The sequence below is a fragment of the Streptomyces sp. NPDC007164 genome (assembly GCF_040634135.1).
Lineage (GTDB): Bacteria > Actinomycetota > Actinomycetes > Streptomycetales > Streptomycetaceae > Streptomyces > Streptomyces sanglieri.
The window spans coordinates 1-17979 of sequence record NZ_JBEYFB010000067.1 but is presented as its reverse complement, the minus strand read 5'-3'; the positions used below and the strand labels follow the sequence as shown (position 1 = coordinate 17979).

The 17979-nt window shown below is 69.9% G+C and carries 14 protein-coding genes and 2 pseudogenes; 8 read left to right on the top strand and 8 right to left on the bottom strand.

Annotated features, from left to right (window positions below; genetic code table 11):
* Positions 1-3: 3 nt before the first annotated feature.
* The 4 genes from ABZ622_RS38160 (at position 4) to ABZ622_RS38145 (ending at position 4002) form a co-directional block, all read left to right on the top strand.
* Positions 4-1008, top strand: a complete 1005-nt coding sequence (locus tag ABZ622_RS38160; RefSeq protein ID WP_360551355.1) for a TauD/TfdA family dioxygenase — start codon at positions 4-6, stop codon at positions 1006-1008.
* Positions 1005-2075: a 2,3-diaminopropionate biosynthesis protein SbnB gene (gene sbnB / locus ABZ622_RS38155; protein ID WP_360551353.1), complete on the top strand. Its 1071-nt coding sequence runs from the start codon at positions 1005-1007 to the stop codon at positions 2073-2075. Before ABZ622_RS38160 ends, sbnB begins: the two co-directional genes overlap by 4 nt.
* 209 nt (positions 2076-2284) lie before the next feature.
* On the top strand, positions 2285-3292 hold the full coding sequence (sbnA, locus tag ABZ622_RS38150; RefSeq protein WP_360551373.1) for a 2,3-diaminopropionate biosynthesis protein SbnA: 1008 nt from the start codon (positions 2285-2287) through the stop codon (positions 3290-3292).
* A gap of 251 nt (positions 3293-3543) precedes the next feature.
* Complete coding sequence (locus tag ABZ622_RS38145; protein ID WP_360551371.1) at positions 3544-4002, top strand: CBS domain-containing protein; 459 nt, start codon at positions 3544-3546, stop codon at positions 4000-4002.
* A 337-nt stretch (positions 4003-4339) separates the two neighbouring features.
* On the opposite strand, the pseudogene ABZ622_RS38140 reads toward ABZ622_RS38145, so the two are convergent.
* From ABZ622_RS38140 to ABZ622_RS38130, 3 genes and pseudogenes are all read right to left on the bottom strand, one after another.
* Positions 4340-5312 (bottom strand): annotated as a pseudogene (locus ABZ622_RS38140) (alpha/beta hydrolase family protein).
* Positions 5313-5424: 112 nt separating this feature from the next.
* Positions 5425-7038 (bottom strand): phosphodiester glycosidase family protein, encoded by a 1614-nt coding sequence (locus ABZ622_RS38135; RefSeq protein ID WP_360551351.1) that lies wholly within the window; start codon positions 7036-7038, stop codon positions 5425-5427.
* Positions 7039-7675: 637 nt separating this feature from the next.
* Entirely contained in the window at positions 7676-8659 is a 984-nt protein-coding gene (locus tag ABZ622_RS38130) for an aldo/keto reductase (RefSeq protein ID WP_360551369.1), read from the bottom strand.
* 181 nt (positions 8660-8840) lie between these two features.
* On the opposite strand from ABZ622_RS38130, the gene ABZ622_RS38125 reads away from it, so the two are divergent.
* Positions 8841-9518, top strand: a complete 678-nt coding sequence (locus ABZ622_RS38125; RefSeq protein WP_360551349.1) for a TetR/AcrR family transcriptional regulator — start codon at positions 8841-8843, stop codon at positions 9516-9518.
* Between the two features lie 335 nt (positions 9519-9853).
* Here the strand turns inward: ABZ622_RS38125 and ABZ622_RS38120 are convergent, their stop codons facing one another.
* Together ABZ622_RS38120 and ABZ622_RS38115 are read right to left on the bottom strand one after the other, a co-directional pair.
* Positions 9854-10741 (bottom strand): hypothetical protein, encoded by an 888-nt coding sequence (locus ABZ622_RS38120; RefSeq protein WP_360551347.1) that lies wholly within the window; start codon positions 10739-10741, stop codon positions 9854-9856.
* Complete coding sequence (locus ABZ622_RS38115) at positions 10738-11667, bottom strand: hypothetical protein (RefSeq protein WP_360551345.1); 930 nt, start codon at positions 11665-11667, stop codon at positions 10738-10740. Before ABZ622_RS38115 ends, ABZ622_RS38120 begins: the two co-directional genes overlap by 4 nt.
* 296 nt (positions 11668-11963) lie before the next feature.
* Between ABZ622_RS38115 and ABZ622_RS38110 the strand changes: the two genes are divergently transcribed.
* Positions 11964-12731 (top strand): N-acetyltransferase, encoded by a 768-nt coding sequence (locus tag ABZ622_RS38110; protein ID WP_360551343.1) that lies wholly within the window; start codon positions 11964-11966, stop codon positions 12729-12731.
* 14 nt (positions 12732-12745) lie between these two features.
* On the opposite strand, the gene bla is transcribed toward ABZ622_RS38110, so the two are convergent.
* Positions 12746-13711 (bottom strand): class A beta-lactamase, encoded by a 966-nt coding sequence (gene bla / locus ABZ622_RS38105; protein WP_360551341.1) that lies wholly within the window; start codon positions 13709-13711, stop codon positions 12746-12748.
* 168 nt (positions 13712-13879) lie between these two features.
* Here bla and ABZ622_RS38100 point away from each other — a divergent pair, with 168 nt between their 5' ends.
* Positions 13880-14794: a LysR family transcriptional regulator gene (locus tag ABZ622_RS38100; RefSeq protein ID WP_360551339.1), complete on the top strand. Its 915-nt coding sequence runs from the start codon at positions 13880-13882 to the stop codon at positions 14792-14794.
* Positions 14791-15693 carry a serine hydrolase gene (locus ABZ622_RS38095; RefSeq protein WP_360551337.1) on the top strand — a complete coding sequence of 301 codons (903 nt, stop codon included), beginning with the start codon at positions 14791-14793 and terminating at the stop codon, positions 15691-15693. The genes ABZ622_RS38100 and ABZ622_RS38095 overlap by 4 nt, the downstream gene beginning before the upstream one ends.
* A 78-nt stretch (positions 15694-15771) precedes the next feature.
* Here the strand turns inward: ABZ622_RS38095 and ABZ622_RS38090 are convergent, their stop codons facing one another.
* Positions 15772-17574 (bottom strand): protein kinase, encoded by a 1803-nt coding sequence (locus ABZ622_RS38090; RefSeq protein WP_360551335.1) that lies wholly within the window; start codon positions 17572-17574, stop codon positions 15772-15774.
* A gap of 315 nt (positions 17575-17889) precedes the next feature.
* Positions 17890-17979 (bottom strand): annotated as a pseudogene (locus tag ABZ622_RS38085) (lytic transglycosylase); the annotation flags it as partial.

Here is a 17979-nt window from a genome sequence, read left to right as displayed (position 1 = left end):
GAGATGTCGTCCACCCCCACGGCTTCGCTGGTCGACGTGGAACTGGAATCCGGCAGACCCCCGCGGCTGATGGCCGGGGCCACCGGCGACGCACCGGCCTGGGCGGCCGAGCACCGGGAGACACTGCGCGCAGTCGTCGCCGAACACGGTTCGGTCCTGGTCCGTGGCCTCGGGCTGCGTGACGCGGCCGAGACCGCGGCCGTCTTCTCGAAGCTGGCCACCGGTCTGATGACCGAGCAGGAGGCCTTCGCGCCCCGGCAGACCTACTCCGACGGGGTGTACTCCTCGTCGATGTGGCCGCCGAACCAGCCGATGTGCATGCACCACGAACTGAGCTACACGCTCACGTTCCCCGGCCTGATGATGTTCGCCTGTCTCACCGCGCCCACCGGCGGCGGGGCGACCGCGCTCGCCGACTCACCGACCGTGCTCGACGCGCTGCCCACCGAGTTGACCGAACGGTTCGAGCGCGAGGGCTGGCTGCTCACCCGCACCTACAACGACGAGATCGGCGCGTCCGTCGCCGAGGCCTTCGGCACCGAGGACCGGGGCGCCGTCGAGCGCTACTGCCGCGCGAACGCGATCACGTTCGAGTGGCAGCCCGACGGTGGACTCCGTACCAGACAGCACCGCAGCGCCGTGGTGCGCCACCCGGTCACCGGCCGACGCTGCTGGTTCAACCAGATCGCGTTCCTCAACGAGTGGACGATGGCCCCCGAGGTGCACGAGTACCTGGTGGACGTCTACGGCGCCGACGGGCTGCCGTTCAACACCCGCTTCGGCAACGGCGACCCGATCGGCGAGGATGTCGTGCAGCTGCTCAACAGCGTCTACGAAGCGAACACCGCACGCGAACCCTGGCAGGCCGGCGATCTGATGCTCGTCGACAACGTCCGCACCGCGCACAGCAGGGAGCCCTTCGAGGGACCGCGTGAGGTGCTCGTCGCCATGGCCGATCCGGTGCGTCTGGACGACTGCTCGCCGACCGTGAAGGTGACCACACGGTGAGCACCGTCGATTCCACCGCGAGCGGGCCCGCAACGGTCCCGTCGATCACCGTCCCACCGTTCGCGGTGATCTCCGGTGCCCAGGTCCAGCGCACGCTGCACAGATGCGAGAAGCGGATCACGGAGCTGGTCGAGGCCACCTACCGGCTGCACGGCGCCGGTGATTCGGTGAACCCGCCGTCGTACTTCCTTCGTTTCCCCGACCGTCCGTCCTCCCGGATCATCGCGCTGCCCGCCTCGATCGGCGGGAAGGCACGGGTGGACGGCCTGAAGTGGATCTCCAGCTTCCCGGGCAACGTGACGGCAGGCATCCCGAGGGCATCGGCGGTGCTGATCCTCAACGACCCCGACACGGGCTACCCGTTCGCCTGTCTGGAGAGTTCGATCATCAGCGCCACCCGGACGGCCGCGTCGGCGGCGTCGGCGGCCGACTGGCTCAGCCGCGACCGGCCGCGACCGACGCGTGTCGGGTTCTTCGGGGTGGGCTTGATCGCCCGCTACATCCACACCTTCCTGGCCGGCACCGGCTGGTCGTTCGACGAGATCGGCGTACACGACCTGTCCGCCGAGAGCGCGGCAGGCTTCCGGTGCTACCTGGAGCAGTCGGACACCGCCGGCCGGATCACCGTGCACGACAGCGCCGAGCAGTTGATCCGCAACAGCGACCTGGTCGTCTTCGCCACGGTCGCCGGTCAACCGCACGTCAGTGACCCGTCATGGTTCGCACACAATCCACTGGTGCTGCACGTGTCGCTGCGCGACCTCGCGCCGGAGATCCTGCTCGCCTCGGCCAACATCGTCGATGACGTCGAGCACTGCCTCAAGGCCGACACCTCCCCGCATCTGGCCGAGCAGCTCACGGGCAACCGGGACTTCCTGCACGGGACGCTGGACGACGTGATGGCCGGACGGGTGAAGGTGCCTGCGGACCGGCCGGTGGTGTTCTCGCCCTTCGGTCTCGGGGTGCTCGACCTCGCGGTGGGCAAGTACGTGTATACCGAACTGGCCCGCTCCGGAGAGTTGCACGTCATCGACGACTTCTTCCACGAAACGAGCCGGTACGGATGAGCCGGCCGAGAGCGCAGGATGCTCCTTCGAGGCTGAGCCCAAAGGAGAACACCAGTCACGTCGCAGCAGGTCCTGACGCACGAGACAGCGGCTGCTGACCAGGGCCCTGTCCCGCCGGTTGGGGACAGGGTCTCGCCCGCACGGGCGAGGAGCCCGCCCCCGGCCGGATGACTCCGACAAGTGCTCTGCTCCAGACAGAGGAGGCCATGGTGCCCGTCATTTCCACTCCCTACGGCTTCAACGAAGAGGATCTCTATGTCGACCTCCGGTCGATCTTCGGGCATCCGCTCTTCCTGAAGTGCGAGGGCTTCAACTTCGCCGGCTCGATCAAGCTGAAGGCCGCGACCGCGATGGTGGAAGCCGCTGAGCGGGATGGAATCCTGACACCGGAATCGATCCTGGTCGAATCCTCGTCCGGAAACCTCGGCGTGGCGCTGAGCGTGATTGCGGCGAGCAAGGGCTACCAGTTCCTGTGTGTGACGGACTCCCGCGGCAATCTGTCGAACAGGATGATGATGGAGGCGTTGGGCAGCAAGGTGCATGTGCTCGCCGAACCGCGAGCAGACTCCGGCTTTCTCGGCGCGCGGCTCGACTACCTCCGCGAGCTGTGCGCCTCCGACGACCGATACGTGTGGCTCAGCCAATACACCAATCCGAGCAACTGGAAGGCGCACTACCGTACGACCGCGCCGGAGGTCGCCCGGCAGTTCCCGCGGCTGGACGTACTGTTCGTCGGAGCCGGCACCACCGGGACCCTGATGGGCTGTGCGCGCTACTTCCGGGGATGGCACCGGCCGGTGCGGATCATCGCGGTGGACAGCGTCGGCTCGGTGTCCTTCGGCGGTTCGCCGGGCCCCCGGATGATTCCCGGCCTGGGCATGAGCATGCGCCCGCCGCTGCTCGACGAGTCCTATGTCGATGAGGTGATTCTTGTCGAGGAGGCGGACACCATACGTGCCTGCCATCGTCTGGCCAGGCGCGGATTCCTGTTCGGCGGCTCCACCGGCACGGTGATCAGTGGCGCGACGGACTGGTTGGCACGGCACGACGCGAGCGACCTCACCGCAGTGGCCGTCGGTCCTGACCTCGGTGAGCGCTACCTCGACACCATCTACCAGACCAACTGGCTGCAGGATCTCTACGGTGAGAACGTGCTCGGCTCGGACAAGGAAGCCGCCCGTTCCTGGGCAGCCGCCCCTCCGCCGACAACGCGGTAGAGCCGTCGGCCGGACCCTGCCTGCGGACCGGAGCCGCAGCGGCGACCCGCACGAACTCCAGATCCGTGAGCCCCGGGCTCTCTGCCCGCGGAGCCGACAGCCCTTGGGCCCGCTTCGGCCGCTCGGGGCCGATCCGGTCGGGCGCGACGCTCGGGATTCCTGTATCGCCGGCGCTTTTGAGGAGCGGTGCTGAACCATTCGTGTTGTGATCGATGGCAGAGGAGGCAACGCAGTCGGAACGGGAGGAAATCATGGCTGCGAAACTACGAGCACGAGACATCATGTCCGGCGGCGTGCAGTGCGTCGGCGCGCACCAGTCGCTGTTCGACGTGTCGAAGATGATGCGCGATCTGAACATCGGTTGCCTACCCATCTGCGGCGACAACAACAGGCTCACGGGCTTGATCACCGACCGTGACATCGTTATCAAGTGCTGCGCCGAGGGCGTCGACCCGGCAACCGTGCAGGCCGGATCGCTCATGGCCAAGGTGCACTGGATCGATGCCGAAGCGGACGCGGGCGATGTCCTGAGAACCATGGAGGAACACCAGATCAAGCGGTTGCCGGTGATCGACGTCCAGGGCGGCCACCGTCTGATCGGCATGATCACGGAGGCCGATCTTGCGAAGAATCTGAGCGACGAGCAGATCGCCGAGTTCGTGAGCCGCGTGTACACGAGCGCCGGGATGACCGGCCGGTCCGGGGACTGAGCTCCCGCCGAACCCCACAGGCTCCGGCCCGCAGTGCGGACTGTGCCGTCCGGCGGGGCGATGGAGCCTGCCATGCCGGTGTGCCGACCTGACTCGTCGGGTGCCGCACTTTCGTTCGTCCCGTGATGAATCGGATCGGCCGGGCACCGAGCGCCGGGTCCGAGCCTTTTCCGCCCCTCTTCGGCGCGGTCGTACAGAGCGCGCGCGTGAGCGCACGACCACTCATCGCGCAGACCGGTCGGGCACGCCCGTCCCGGATCGGCCGGTGCGCGTACCAGACGCGGTCGGGCATGGCACGCAGGGGATGCCATGACGGACAACGCCGGCGCGCGGCCGTTCAGACGTCGGTCCTCATGGCCTGGAGCAGTATCGGCAGCGAGGAGTGCAACTCACGCTGCCAGTAGGGCCAGCCGTGCGTCCCCGGTCCGTACAAGTTGGTGGTCACATGCCTCGCGCCCTTGCGTTCGAGCTCGCTCGCGAGAGCTTGGTTCTGCCTGTTGAAGTCCGCCTCGAGCGCGCTCGTGCTGCCCGGCGGGTCCAAGGGGCCGGTGGTGCCGTCGCCGCACGACAGGTAGACGGGGATCGGCGTGAGGCGTTTGGCCAGGTGGAACGGATCGTGGGCCGCCCAGACGTCACGTTGCGCGACCGGGTCGCCCCAGACCCTCAGCGGGTCATCGCCCTGACCGGCGAAGAACCCCATGATGCGGTTCGTCGACTCGTCGTTGAGCAGCGGGTGCACAGAACCGGAGTACGCCGCGACCGCCTTGAACATCCCGGGGTGCCGGGCGGCATACAGCAGAGCGCCCTGGCCACCCATCGACAGTCCCGCCACGACGCGGTTCCTGCCCGCCCCCCAGGCGTGTTCGAGGAGCCGGCGGAGTTCCTTGGTGTGGAAGGTCTCCCACGCCGGGTCACCGCCCCGGCCATGGTTCCACCAGTCGCTGTACCAGCCGTTCCAGCCGGCCTCCGGCATGACCACGAGGACGTCGCGCAGGCTGTCGGTCCGCGCGATGTCGGTCCGAGCGGTCCACGAGGTGTAGTCCCCGCAGCAGCCGTGCAGCAGCCAGAGCGTCGGCCAGTGCCGGCTCCGGTCGCCCCGGGTCCCAGCCATCGGGCGTGAGCAGACGCACGTTCACCGTCCGGCCTCCGAGGGCCGGTGAACGCACCGACAGGTCGACCTGCCGGTCGGCGACCTGGGTGACCGCGACGACCTCCGCACCCCGGGACGGGACACCCGGCCAACCCGCCTGCCAGGCAGGTGACACCGTCGACGCGGTGGCGGGCGCCGGCGGAGTCGACGCGACGGCCATCAGCAGCGCGAGAAGGACGAGCAGGAGGCGGGATCGGTGGATCGGGACGGTGGTCACGGCGGCTCCCGTCGGTCGGTGGTAGCTGGCTCCGGTGTTCTCGGATCGGGCCGGGTCAGTCCCGGTCCGGCAGGATCAGCAGTGCGTCCCCCACAGGGCGTTCTCCGGCCGCGTCGGACGGGTTGTTGATCACTTCTCCGTCGACCACCATCGTGGTCGACCCGCCGCCGTCGAGATTGACCGCGTCGCGCAGGCCGAGTGCCTTGGCCACGGCTGCGCTCTCGGGAATGCTCAGCCCGAGCGCATCCGTGCTGCGTCCGTCGACGGTGACGAACACGGTCCTGCCGACGTTGTCCACCCCGGCCAGCGTGCGTGGATTGCGCTTGTGCACCCAGCCGTAGTAGAAGCTCGCGTTGCCGGACTGCACCATGCCGTCGGTGGCAGGCGTGACGTGCAGCCGCCCGTCACGGACCAGTTCGGGGCCGCCGTTGAAGATGCTGGTCGCCGGTGTCGGGGAGACCTTGCGACCGCTGCCGTCCCGCAACATCCCCTCGATGCGCAGAGGTCGGCCGACCCGCGCCAGGTCGGCCAGCTCGGCGACGCGCGTGCCGGTCGCCTGCACGGAGCTGCCGCCGGCCGGCAGCGAGCCGCCACGCGGTGAGCGGAGTTCCAGGACCCGGCCGCGGGCGTCCAGTACAGCCTCCAGGCCGTCGCCCTGTGGTGTCCGTCGGCCGTAATCCGTCGTGAACCCCACGAGTTCGTCGCGGTCGGTACATGTCACGTCGTGAAGGGGCAGCGAGGTCGGACGGTCGTCGGCGGTGCCGCCGCAGTTCCTGATCAGGCCCGGTACGCGGTCGATACCGTCCAGGGGTTGCGACGAGCGGCCGACGACCCGTCCCGCCCAGCTGAGCCGGGTGACCGCGCTGTGCCGGCCGGAGCCGCGCATCACCAGACCGGGGCGTCCGTTCACCGGCTCGCTCAGTAGCCGGCCGTCGTAGACGCCGATACCGGCCGGATCGCCCGGGGCTCCGGCGCTCGGGTCGAGGACGAAGAACCCGCCGTTGACCGCCGCGGTCGCACCGGCGGCGGCTGCCAGCTCGCTGGTCTTCTCGCGGTTCTCCAGATCGGAACCGTACGATGCCCTGAGCCCTCCGCGGAACCGGTCCGGGTCGATGGTGAGCACGTCGATCCGCCACGGGCCACGGTCCGTTGGGTTTCCGTCCCAGCCGGTGTACACGACGGACCCTGCGTACCCGGCCCCTCTCAGCCTGGTGCGCTCCGACGTCCCGGTGGACTGCGAGTCGAACTGCCCGACCCGGACCCGCCACCCGAGCGTTCCACCGGCGAAGTCGGCGACCGCCGGAGTCGTGACCTCCTCGACCCGGGCGTCAAAACCTTCCTCCTGCAAGTCGGCAGCCAGCTCGTCGGCGCTCGCCCGGTCCTTCAGCGCCGTCGGCGGCGCGTCGGGGTCCGGCGAGGTGACGCCACCGGGTATGGAGACCTCGACCGTCCACGCGAGCGCAGGGGCGTCGGCACCGCGCACGATCCGCGTAAGGGTGACACCAGGCTGCAACGTCCGCGTGCCACGGGTCTCGGTCAAGCCGGCGGCGCCCAGCGGCAGGGCATGCGCCGCCCCCGGCCGCGGCTCGGAGGAAGCGGGTGCCGGCAGGGCGCCCAGCACCGCGAAGAGGGCCGCACCCGTACACGCGCCGAACCACTTGCTGTTCACGTACCCCCCTTGGAAAGAACTGCCCCGCAACGGTGCGTGCGGCGGCGGCCACCGGTCAAGACGTGTGCACGTCCATCTCCTCGCCGACCCGGGGCAGTTCAGCCTTGTCAGCAGGGCGTGACGGGCCCGAACAGGTCCGGCGAGCAGGACGTGCCTCCAGAAGTGGGCGACCAGGCGCCCGAGCAGCACGGCCGCAGACCCACGCATACGGCGACCTGTCGCCGCGGCGCCCACCACCGGGCGATGGCAGTTGTTCGCTCGCCAGGAACCGCATCGATCGAGATCCGGACCACTCCCGGGCCGGCTACTCCGAAAGAGTCTCGCCGGGTGCCGTTCACACCGGTCAGCAGGGTGCTGCCGCTGCACGACCAGCAGACGAAGAACCTCCTGGTGTCGTACTCGCCGAAGAAGCTGGGTTTCTTCCGGACGTGCACGAAGGACGCCCGGCCGAGGCCGGTACCCGTCGGGCGCCCTTCCGGGCGCGCTGCGCAGGGCCGCGGATCCTCACGTGCCGACGGGAAGTCCCAGCACCGGCGCGGGTCCGCGGTGCGCCCCGCTGCCGGTGTCCGCCCCGGAGAGCTGCCCGGTGTCCGTCCGGACGATCAGCGGGCCCTTTCTTCGACGACCGTCCGCGACGTCAGCGGCCGTTCATATGCATGACGGCTTCCGGGTAGCGGGTTCCCGCCACCGCTTCCGGGGGCAGCGTTTCGTCCAGCCGCCGGAGGTCCTCGGCGTCCAGCACCACGTCCACCGCCGCGAGGTTCTCCTCCAGCGTGACCCTGCGCTTGGTCCCGGGGATCGGCACGATGTCTTCGCCCCGGTGGAGCAGCCATGCGAGAGCGATCTGGGCCGGCGTCGCCTCCTGCCTCGCGGCCACTTCACGCACCACCGATGCCGCGGCCGTGTTGGCGGTGAAGTTGTCCCCCTGGAATCGGGGGTCGTGGCGGCGGTAGTCCGATTCCGGATACTCCTCCGCCGGCCGCGCCGTGCCTGTCAGGAACCCACGCCCCAGAGGCGAGTAGGCCACGAGACCGATTCCCCGCTCCCGGATCGCCGGCAGAATCTCCTGCTCGATGTGGCGCTCCCACAGCGAGTACTCCGTCTGGAGCAGGGCCACCGGACAGACCTCGTGGGCGCGGGCGATCGTTCCCGCACCGGCTTCCGACAGGCCGAAGTGGAGGACTTTTCCCGCTTGGATGAGCTCACCGACCGTGCCGGCCACCTCCTCGATCGGGACATCGAGGTCCACGCGGTGCTGATAGAGGACGTCGATGCGGTCCGTTCTCAGCCGCTCCAGGCATTGGTCGACCACGGTGCGAATGTGCGCGGGCCTGCTGTTCAGAGCTCCGCGCCGTGTTCCTTCGTACTCCCACCCGAACTTCGTCGCGATGACCGCCTCCTCCCGGCGGCCACGGAGTGCGCGGCCCAGGAGTTCTTCGTTGGCGAAGGGGCCGTACGACTCCGCTGTGTCGAAGAAGAAGCAGCCCCGTTCGAGTGCCCGGTGGATCGTCGCGATCGACTCCCTGTCGTCCGGAACCCCATAGGTCTGGCTCATTCCCATGCAGCCGAGCCCCAGTGCGGAGACTTCCGGGCCGGCGCCGTTCGGCCGACGCCGCGGAATCAGTGACGAGTTCAAATCCAGGGCCCTTCCCTCAGGTTCCCGTGGTTGTTCTCCCGACCCTCGGATCCGTCTTTCCTGCTGCGCATCCTAGAATCCGGGCATCTGATCCGGACCGAAGTTACGGAACCAACTCCCCGGTTGTCAACGAGAATTCTCACGGAGACCGCATATGAAAAGGGACATGAACGCACAAGACCCACACCTTGAGCAACAGGAAGGTGAACCGTCCCCCCGTTTTGGTGCGGCCCTGCGTTCGGATGCCCGGCGCAACCGTGCCCGGGTGCTGGAGGCCGCCCAGGAAGCGTTCGCCTCGGAGGGCCTCGGCGTGCCCCTGGACGAGATCGCCCGGCGCGCGGGAGTGGGTTCCGGGACTGTCTACCGGCACTTCACGAGCAAGGAAGCGCTGTTCGAAACGATCGTCCTCGGCCGCCTCGAACAACTCGCGGACCAGGCGGAGAAGTTGGCGGACTCGGACGACCCCGCTGCGGCGTTCTTCGAGTTCCTCTCCCTGACCATCGAGGAAGGCGGCGTGCGCAGGGACATGGTGGACGCCCTCGCCGGGGAGGACGTCGAAGCTTCGGCCGCCGTGCCCCGGGCGAGGCGCCGTCTTCGTCGGAGCATCGGCAAGCTGCTCTTCAATACACAACAGGCCGGAGCCGTCCGCGACGACATCAGCGTCGCCGACCTCATGGCCCTGATCACCGGGCTGATACTGGCCCGCAATCGCAACGACGGCGGCGCGGCCGTGCCACAACGGGTACTGAGCGTCGTGTGCGACGGCCTGCGGTACGGCTGCGCGAACGATGTCGCCGCAGTACCGCCCGGTCGGCCGGACGACACGGGCCGCGGCGAACGGTGACGCCGTCCCGGCCGACCGCCCGTTCGAGAAGGCGCACCGTTCAGGCACGCGGAACGACGCCACAGCCGGCCGGCGGCTGCCTGTGGCGTCGGTTCCGCTTGATCACTGCGGGGCAGCGCCCAGCGCGTGCACCGGCGCATGGACCGGATCTCGGCGCTGCTCGGCCCGCGGTGGCGCCACGGCGACCACGCGTTGCAGGCCCATCCGGCCCTCACCATGCGACGAACGGCCGGACAGGGCCCCGTCCGCGCGTGCTCGCCCGGTCGTCCGCCAGTCCATGCGTTCGGCCCCGGTGCGCTCCTGGCCCCGCGGACCGCGCACCGGTCCGGTGCCGCTCAGCTCGTGATGGGTTTGGTGCGGGAGCAGTTGGTGAAGTCCTTCCAGGGGCGCATGCCGTCCGGGCCCGGTGCGCCGGCGTAGGTGGGGTTTCCGGTCAGGGTCTGCTGACGGTGCTCGTGGGTGATGTCGATGCCGAAGAGTTTGAAGCCGATGCTGAACTGCCCGGCGGAGAGCCCGAATCCGATGCCGAGCGAGGCGTTCCACCAGTCGGTGTTCACCTTGTAGTCCAGCCGCTGCAACTGCCCCTTGTCGTGCAGCAGCCGCCGGAACGCGGACGCGTCCTGCGCCGGCGGCTCGGCCGTCGAGGAGGGTGACGGCATCGCTTCGTCGGCCGGGTTGCTGCCCCGCCCGCGCAGCCAGTCCTCGGCCGTGGTGCTGTCCTTCGCGTCGGAGAGGTCCAGTTCGGCGGCCTCGGTGTGCAGATCGGACTCCGTCTCGCCACCGCCGCCGCCGACGTCGATCGTCACCGGGCCCGCGTTGGCGCCCCCGCCGGAGGAGGCGCCCTCGTTGCCCCCGCTCTCCTGACTCGTGGTGATCTTCATCTTCTGCGGATGGTGGGCATCGCCGGCCTTCTCCTCACGGTCGTACGCCTCCGCGTCGTAGGTGACGGCGACCTGCTGCATCCGCGAGCCGGCGGCCTGACCTCCCGGGCCGACCGATCCGTTGAGCGAGAAGGTGTGGACGAAGGTGATCCTTCCGGAGTCCGGGCCGGTCTTGTGACGCATGACGACCACGTCCTTGCTGAGCGCCCCCGACACACCCTCGGCGGAGACGTTGCCGACGCTCCTGGTCTCCGGCACGTCCTTGATGATGCTGGTGGACTGGGCGTTCCTGATGAGCTTGTCGAGTGCCTCGCCCCTGGCGCCCGGGTTGTTCTTCGTCACCTCGTCGGCGATGGTCTTCCGCAGGGCGCGACCTCCTTGTCGTTCTTGGCGTACTTGCCGCCGAAGCTGACGCTGCCCGATGCCTCGGTGGTGGTCCTGGTGATGTCGATGTCCGGGGCGCGCTCCGGATCCACATCGGGCTTTTCCTTGTCGGCGTGGTAGCTGCAGATCATGCCCAGTTCGGAGGCGCGCGGGCCGGTCTTGTTACGGCACTTCTCCGCCTTCTTGAGGTACTCGGAGAACTGCTTCGCCTCTTCCAGGTTGGCCGCGAGGTCGGCGTTGGGGTCGTCCGACTTGTGCGTGTTGAACATCCACTGCCCGCCGCTGCCGCTGCCGCGTATGTAACTGCCGCTGAGCGACGCGCCGCCGCCCCACTTCTTCAGGCCGGGAATGCTCGCGCCGATCGAGGCCGAGACACCACCGCCGGTGGTACTCATCCGCTCCAGGGTGACCGAACCGTCGGACCACTGGGAGAGTTTCACCTGCTCCGAGTGGCTGATCTTGATGAACAGGATCTGGACGACGACGGTGTCCTTCGTGTCGTCCGCGGCCAGCAGGCAGCGGGCGGGCTGGAACGAGTCCTTCGCGTCCGGCGCGTCCGGTCCGGGGGACTGCGCGGGAATCACATCCCCGCCGGTCTCCTGCTCCCCCGGTGCCGGTGAACCCTCGTCTCCCGTATCGGAACCCTGCGTCGCCGGTGGGCCCTGCCCCTCTCCGGCAACGTTGTCAGAGTCGCAGGAACCGCCGCCCCCGGCGACCTGCATCAGCCGGCACAGGGCCTTTTCGAAGCCCCCGTCGAGGTTGGCCGCCACACTCACGGTCACGATCGCACCGATCAGCAGCGACACCGCGGTGATGAGGCCGAGATACTCGATCCCGGTCTGACCACGTTCGGTCGTCCTGCTCGTACTGCCCCTTGTGCGCACGCCTGCCACCCCCGTGCCTCGCTCTCGGCCCCCGTCTGCGGTGGCAGCGTAGAAGCGATGGAACCGGTTACGAGAGGGCCGGCAGACCCAGGTCCGGACCTATCGTTCCTGGGTCCGGACCCAGGTCCGGACCCAGGTCACGGGCGGTGCGTGCCACGGCCTCCGCCCTGCGGCTGCGGACCGTCGCGTCGAAGCGCCGGGACCGGGCCGCGAACACAGTGCCGCTCGGCTCGGCCGAAGCGGGCGGCACATGCGCCGCTTGGACACGGTGTCGTCGTGTGGCAGGGTGCCGCTTCGTGACAGAGACAGACAGCATCCGGATCCTCCCGCTCTCCGAAGACCCGTCGCTGATCTCCCGCGTGTACGAGATCAACGACTCCTGGCCCGTCTTCACGCCCCACGACATGGCCGCGAGCGCCTTGTTGAGCCGGGTTCCGGAGGAGTTCCCGCAGTACTGCGTGGCGGCGGCGGACGGCGGCCGGGTCGTCGCGCGCGGACTCGCCGTGCCGTTCAACTCCGTGCTCGACGGACGTGAGGAGCTGCCCGACCAGGGCTGGGACCGGGTGCTGACATGGGCCTTCCGTGACCGGCAGCACGGGAACGCTCCGACGGCGGCCAGTGCGCTGGAGATATCGGTGGACGCCGACTACCTCGGCCGCGGCCTGTCCTACCGCATGCTCGCCGCGCTCCGCCTGGCGGTGGGCCGGCAGGGGCACGACGCCCTGCTCGCGCCGGTCCGGCCGACGGCCAAGCACCTGGATCCGCACGTCCCCATGACCGAGTACCTCAGCCGTCGTCGCGACGACGGACTGCCGGCCGACCCCTGGGTGCGGGTGCACGTCAGGGCCGGCGGCACCATCGAGAAGGTCGCTCCCTCGTCGATGACGGTCAGCGGTTCGCTGGCCCAGTGGCGGCGGTGGACCGGTCTCCCCTTCGACCGGGACGGCTGCGTGGAGGTCCCCGGTGCCCTGGCACCGGTGCACTGCGACACCACGCACGATCACGCCGTCTACGTCGAACCCAACGTCTGGATCCGGCACGGCGGACAGCCCCTGACCGCCTGACAGCACACTGCCCGCTACGACAGCGCTTCGGCGACCACGGAGGCCGCTTCCGCGACGAGTGCGTTGTCGTACTCGGCGTCCTCCTGAAACCGGTTCGACAGGATCGCCACGACAACGGGGGCGCCGTCGGGGCGCCACACCACGGCGATGTCGTTGCGCGTGCCGTAGCTGCCTCCGGAGCCAGTCTTGTCGCCGACCACCCAACCCCTGGGCATCCCGGCCCTGATGAGTTCGGCTCCGGTCATGTTGGTCCGCAGCCATTTCGTCAACTGCGCGCGTTCGCCATTGCCGAGCAGGTCTCCGAGGACGAACGCGCGCAGATCGCCCGCGAGTGCCCGCGGTGTGCTGGTGTCGGACATGGCACCCGGGGACCACCGGTTGAGCTCCGGTTCGCCGTGTTCCATCCGGGTCACGTCGTCACCGATGCCCGCGAGTACGGCGTCCAGTCCGCGAGGACCGCCCAGCCGGTCGAGGAGCAGGTTCGCAGCGGTGTTGTCGCTGAAGCGGACGGCGGCGTCGCACAGCGCGCTCAGACTCATCCCGGTCCCGACATGCTTCTCGCTCACCGGAGAATCGCTGACCAGGTCCTCCTCCGAGTATTTGACCACCTCGTCCATTCCGCCCAGCGAGTACTTGCGCAGTACGGCCCCGGCGGCCAGCGCCTTGAACGTGGAGGCATGGGCGAAGCGCTCACCGTCGTTGTGTGTGACTTCGCGACCGGTGCCGGTGTCGATGGCATAGACGCCCAGCCGGGCATCGTACTTGCGCTCAAGGTCCTTGAACTGCCGGGCGAACCGATCCGGGGCGAACGGTTTCGCGCTCGCGGCCGGTCCCGTCGCCCCGGTGTGCGGGGAGGACGCCGCCGGGGACGCGGAGGGCCCTGGCCGGGCGTCCTCTCCGCCGCACGCCGCGATCGGGACGAGCGCGAGCGCGGCCAGCGCACCAAGAAGGGCACGCCGGGCACTGCTGTGCTTCTGCATGGGTCCGAACCTCCAGGGCGACCGCGGGCAGGGGCGCATGGGGGATGGGGCGGCAACTCCCCATCCCGGGGCGGTCTTGGGTGCCGGGCCCACCCTCGCCGTCCGACGGCCATGCGGTCCAATACGCTCGGACGCGGTTTCATGCCGATCTGACATAGGGTGCGGGCTGTGGATCTGGTCGGAGCATGTCGGGCGTTCATCAGCGTGAGCGAGCACGGCAGTTTCACCGTAGGAGCAGCCGCCGCCCGGATGTCCCAACCGGTGGCCAGCCGTCGTGTCGCCGCCCTGGAGGAACGCTTCGGCGAGCAGCTGTTCGAGCGCATGTCACGGCGGGCCGTCCTCACCCCCTTCGGCCGCGAGATGCTTCCGGCGGCCAGGCAGCTCGTCCAGGCCGCCGATGTGCTGCTGGACGAGGCAGAGGCCTCGAAGGGCAAGCCCTGGCGGCTCGCGGTGCCCGGTCTCTGTTCGACGGCCGCTCTCGCCCGTCTGATCGCGGAGGCACGGGAGCACGGCATCACCCTCGATCTCCGGACCGCCGCGCCGGCACGGCGCATCGAGTTCATCCACGCGCAGTCGGTGCGCGCCGCGCTGCTCGCGGTGCCCTCGGACGAGGCGACGTGGTCCGTACCGCTCGGGCTCGCCGGGGTCCAGGATCCCGGTGTGCGGCGCGTCTACATCGAAACGTTGCGGATGGGGCGGGCGTCGCCGGGCCCGGCCCGCCGTATCTGGATCCAGCCGGAGGACGACGTGCCGCACATCCGTGACCCGCTGACCCGGCTGCGGGACGCGGTGGGCCTGCGGCCCGCGCAGCTCATTGCCGCCACCGACCTCCCGACCGCGGCGGCGGAGGTGCTCCGCACGCGCGATCTGCTGCTGTGCTCGCCCGCGCAGGCCGAGGAATTCGCGTTGCACTGGCGGCCGGTCGGTGAGGTCGCGCTCAGCCGGGGGTTCGCGCTCGTCGCCGCCGCAGGCGGCAATCCACAACACATCGAGGCACGGCTGGGCACGGCCATCGGCCGCTGCCTGGGTGCGGGCAGCGGGGCGGGCGGCACGGCCGACGGCGCGGAAAGGACTACGGCATGAGCACCGAGACGCTGCTGAGCGAGATGCGCCGGCAACTGCACGAGGGCGGACTGCACGGCTGTCTGCTCGTCCGGGACCTCCACACCGGGGAGGAGGTCGGGATCGCCCCGGACACCCAGTTGCCTTCCGCGTCCCTGGTCAAGGTTCCGCTCGCGCTGGCGACGGCCGAGCGCATCCGGCGGGGCGAGCTCGACGGGGCGACGACGATCGAGGTGCGGCCCGGGCGTACGACCACACCGGGCCCCACGGGGCTGAGCCGGTTCCGCCACCCCGTACGGATCGCCATCGACGACCTGCTCTACATGAGCACCTGCGTGAGTGACGGCGTGGCCGCCGACGTGCTGTTCGATCTGACCCCGCCCGCCCAGGTCACCGGCATGCTGCGTGAGTTCGGGCTCCGTGGCATCACCGTCCGGCACAGCCTCGACGAACTCTCCGACACCCCGCTGGAACGCTTCGACGCCTCCCAGGCCCATCTGGCGCTCTCCCTCGCCATCGACGCCGGCACCGGCGGTCGCGGGCATCGGGTGCCGCAGCTCGACACCACACGTGCCAGCTCCGGCAGCGCGCGTTCGTACGTCGAGCTGTTGCAGGCTCTGTGGACGCCGTCGGCGATCCATCCCGAAGTGGCCGAACGCGTACGCGCCCTGATGGCCCACAACCTGATCCGGCACCGGCTCGCCCCCGACTTCACCTCGGACGCCTCCACCTGGTCCTCCAAGACCGGCACCCTCCTCAACCTCCGGCACGAGATCGGTGTCGTGGAGCACTCCGACGGCCAGTCGTTCGCCATCGCCGCGCTGACCGAGTCACTCGTCCCGGCCAGTGCGCAGCCCGGCGCGGACGCGCTGATGGCGCAGGTGGCCCGCACGCTGCGGGATCACCTCCGCCAACGCTGACGGCCGGCGGGCCGCTGCCGGAACCGCAGCCCGCCGGGCGCGCGACAGCTCGGCCGGGGAACGGCGCGCGGCCGCGTCTCAGGCGTGAAACCCGTTGCACACTACGGACGTGTACTTCGTCGGCCCGCCCTCGACGTGGTAGAGCACCACGGTCCAGTCGCCCCTGTCGTTCCCGACCGGGATCGCGTCCACGGTGCGCTTGCCGAAATGGGCGCGGAAGTCGTCCGGATACTTGAGCTTGATGGTTCCGCCGGAAGTCCAACGGGAGTAGAGGTCGACGGGCTTGCTGGTGAAGCCGATGCCCTTGCTCACCGATCGAAGGGGCCGTCCGGTGGCACGGTCCGTCTCGTGCGGGGGCCGTACCCCCACGGATATGTAGTACGGCGCGGGCCGTTTCCCCGCTCCGGCGTCCTTGGGACGCATCTCCAGCGAGGCGATGTCCGAACCGGTGGTGTGGGACACGGCGGACTGCAGGCCCGTCGGCGGTGAGGAATCGACGATGCTGGAGAGGTCGCAGGAGCCCATGCCCTGTGACGCCTGCTGCGGGTCGTCGGACAGGGTCCAGCGGTCCCGCGAGACACGATCGTTCACGATGTGGTCCGGCGGCCGGCTGTCCGATTCGCCGGTGGACGGCTTCGGCTCGGCCGGCTTCGACTTCTCCGGCTTCGACTTTTCCGGCTGCCCGGACACGGTCACCTCCGTCGCGGGGCCGGCGCCGGTGTCCCGCCCGTCCGACTCCGGGAGCAGCCAGACCGTGACCGGTACCGCGAGCGCCACCGCGCAGACGGCGAGCCAGGCCCTGCCCCGCGCCCCCTGACCGGGACGCTTCTCCGGACCCGGCCGGTCGTCCGGTGTGGTGCCCGACGCCCCGGTGGGTGCGGCGCTCGCGGCCCGATCCGCCAACTGGACGTCCGGCTCAGGGTTCACAGGCCGTGCCCGCTCCCCCGTCCCCGGCAGGCGCGTCGTCTCGGCCTCGCTCCCGCTCCCGGTTTCGGCCCCCGTTCCGGTCTCCGGCAGGGGTACGGAAACGGGTTCGGCGGTGCGTGCCAGCATCCGGTAGTGGGCGTCCGTCGCCAGCGGCGAGTCCACCGCGCACCGGGCGATCACGGAGGCCGGATCCGGCCGGTCCGCCGGATCCTTGGCAACGCACTGCCGGATGAGATCGGCCGTCGCGGGCCGGACCCCTGCCAGGTCTATCTCCTCGTGCACGGTCCGGTAGCTCACCGCCGCCGGTTCGCCCGTGCCGTACGGGGGCCGGCCCGTCGCCGCGTACGCGAGGGTCGCGCCCAGGGCGAAGACATCGGCGGCCGGGCCCACCTCGTTGCGCAGCAGTACCTCGGGGGCCGTGTAGCCGGGGGTCCCCGAGACCATTCCGTCCCGGGTGAGGATCGTCTGCTCAAGCCCTCGCGCGATGCCGAAGTCGATCAGTTGCGGCCCCTGTGGCGAGAGGATCACGTTGTGCGGCTTCACGTCCCGGTGCGTGACTCCGTGGGCGTGGACGGCGGCCAGGCCCTCGGCGAGCGCGGCGAGGAGTCTCAGGGCGCTGTCCGGCGGGAAGGGGCCGCTCGTGCCGACGGCGTCGCGCAGGGTGGGTCCGGCCACGTACTCGGTGGCCAGCCAGTAAGGGGGTGCGTCGAGCGAGGCCTCGATCAACTGCGCCGTGTAGGCGCTGCGTACGGCCTCGACGGTCGCGGTCTCGCGCCGGAAGCGGGCCAGCGATTCGGGGTGGTCGCTGATCTCGTCGCGGATGACCTTCACGGCCACCAGCCGTCCGCCGGGTGACCTGCCGAGATACACCTGTCCCATGCCACCCGCACCGAGACGGGCGAGCAGGTGGTAGGCGCCCATGCGCACGGGGTCCTGAGGTCTCAGTGCATCCACGGCATGACTGTGCCACAAGTGCGCACGCGTCGGAGCGGCGGACTACAACTCGTGATCGGATCGATCGACGTCAACAGGCGGGAGTGGTGGGCCGATTGACGTCAGGCCGGTTCGGGGACGGTGAGGCCGGGCACCGGCCGGTTGTTCCGGTCATCGGTGAACGGCGCGGTCGCTCCCTCGTGGTGCGGCCCGCCAAGGGGCCGGAGTGGAACATCACGGCGTGCCGTCGCAGGGAGCGGTCGGAAGGGAATCGGCCGACCGGCGTCCGGGGGGCAGGCCCCCGGGCCTTCCAGCATGCGCCTGGACACATCCGGCTCAGTAGGCGGAGTTGACGTTGTCGATGGATCCGTAGCGGTCGGCGGCGTAGTTGGCGGCCGCGGTGATGTTGGCGACGGGGTCGGTGAG

Excerpts from the sequence above, each read along its gene's own strand:
- ABZ622_RS38160 (WP_360551355.1), top strand. The coding sequence starts at position 4 with ATGTCGTCCACCCCCACGGCTTCGCTGGTCGACGTGGAACTGGAATCC.
- ABZ622_RS38145 (WP_360551371.1), top strand. The coding sequence starts at position 3,544 with ATGGCTGCGAAACTACGAGCACGAGACATCATGTCCGGCGGCGTGCAG.
- ABZ622_RS38125 (WP_360551349.1), top strand. The coding sequence starts at position 8,841 with ATGAACGCACAAGACCCACACCTTGAGCAACAGGAAGGTGAACCGTCC.
- bla (WP_360551341.1), bottom strand. The coding sequence starts at position 13,711 with ATGCAGAAGCACAGCAGTGCCCGGCGTGCCCTTCTTGGTGCGCTGGCC.
- ABZ622_RS38095 (WP_360551337.1), top strand. The coding sequence starts at position 14,791 with ATGAGCACCGAGACGCTGCTGAGCGAGATGCGCCGGCAACTGCACGAG.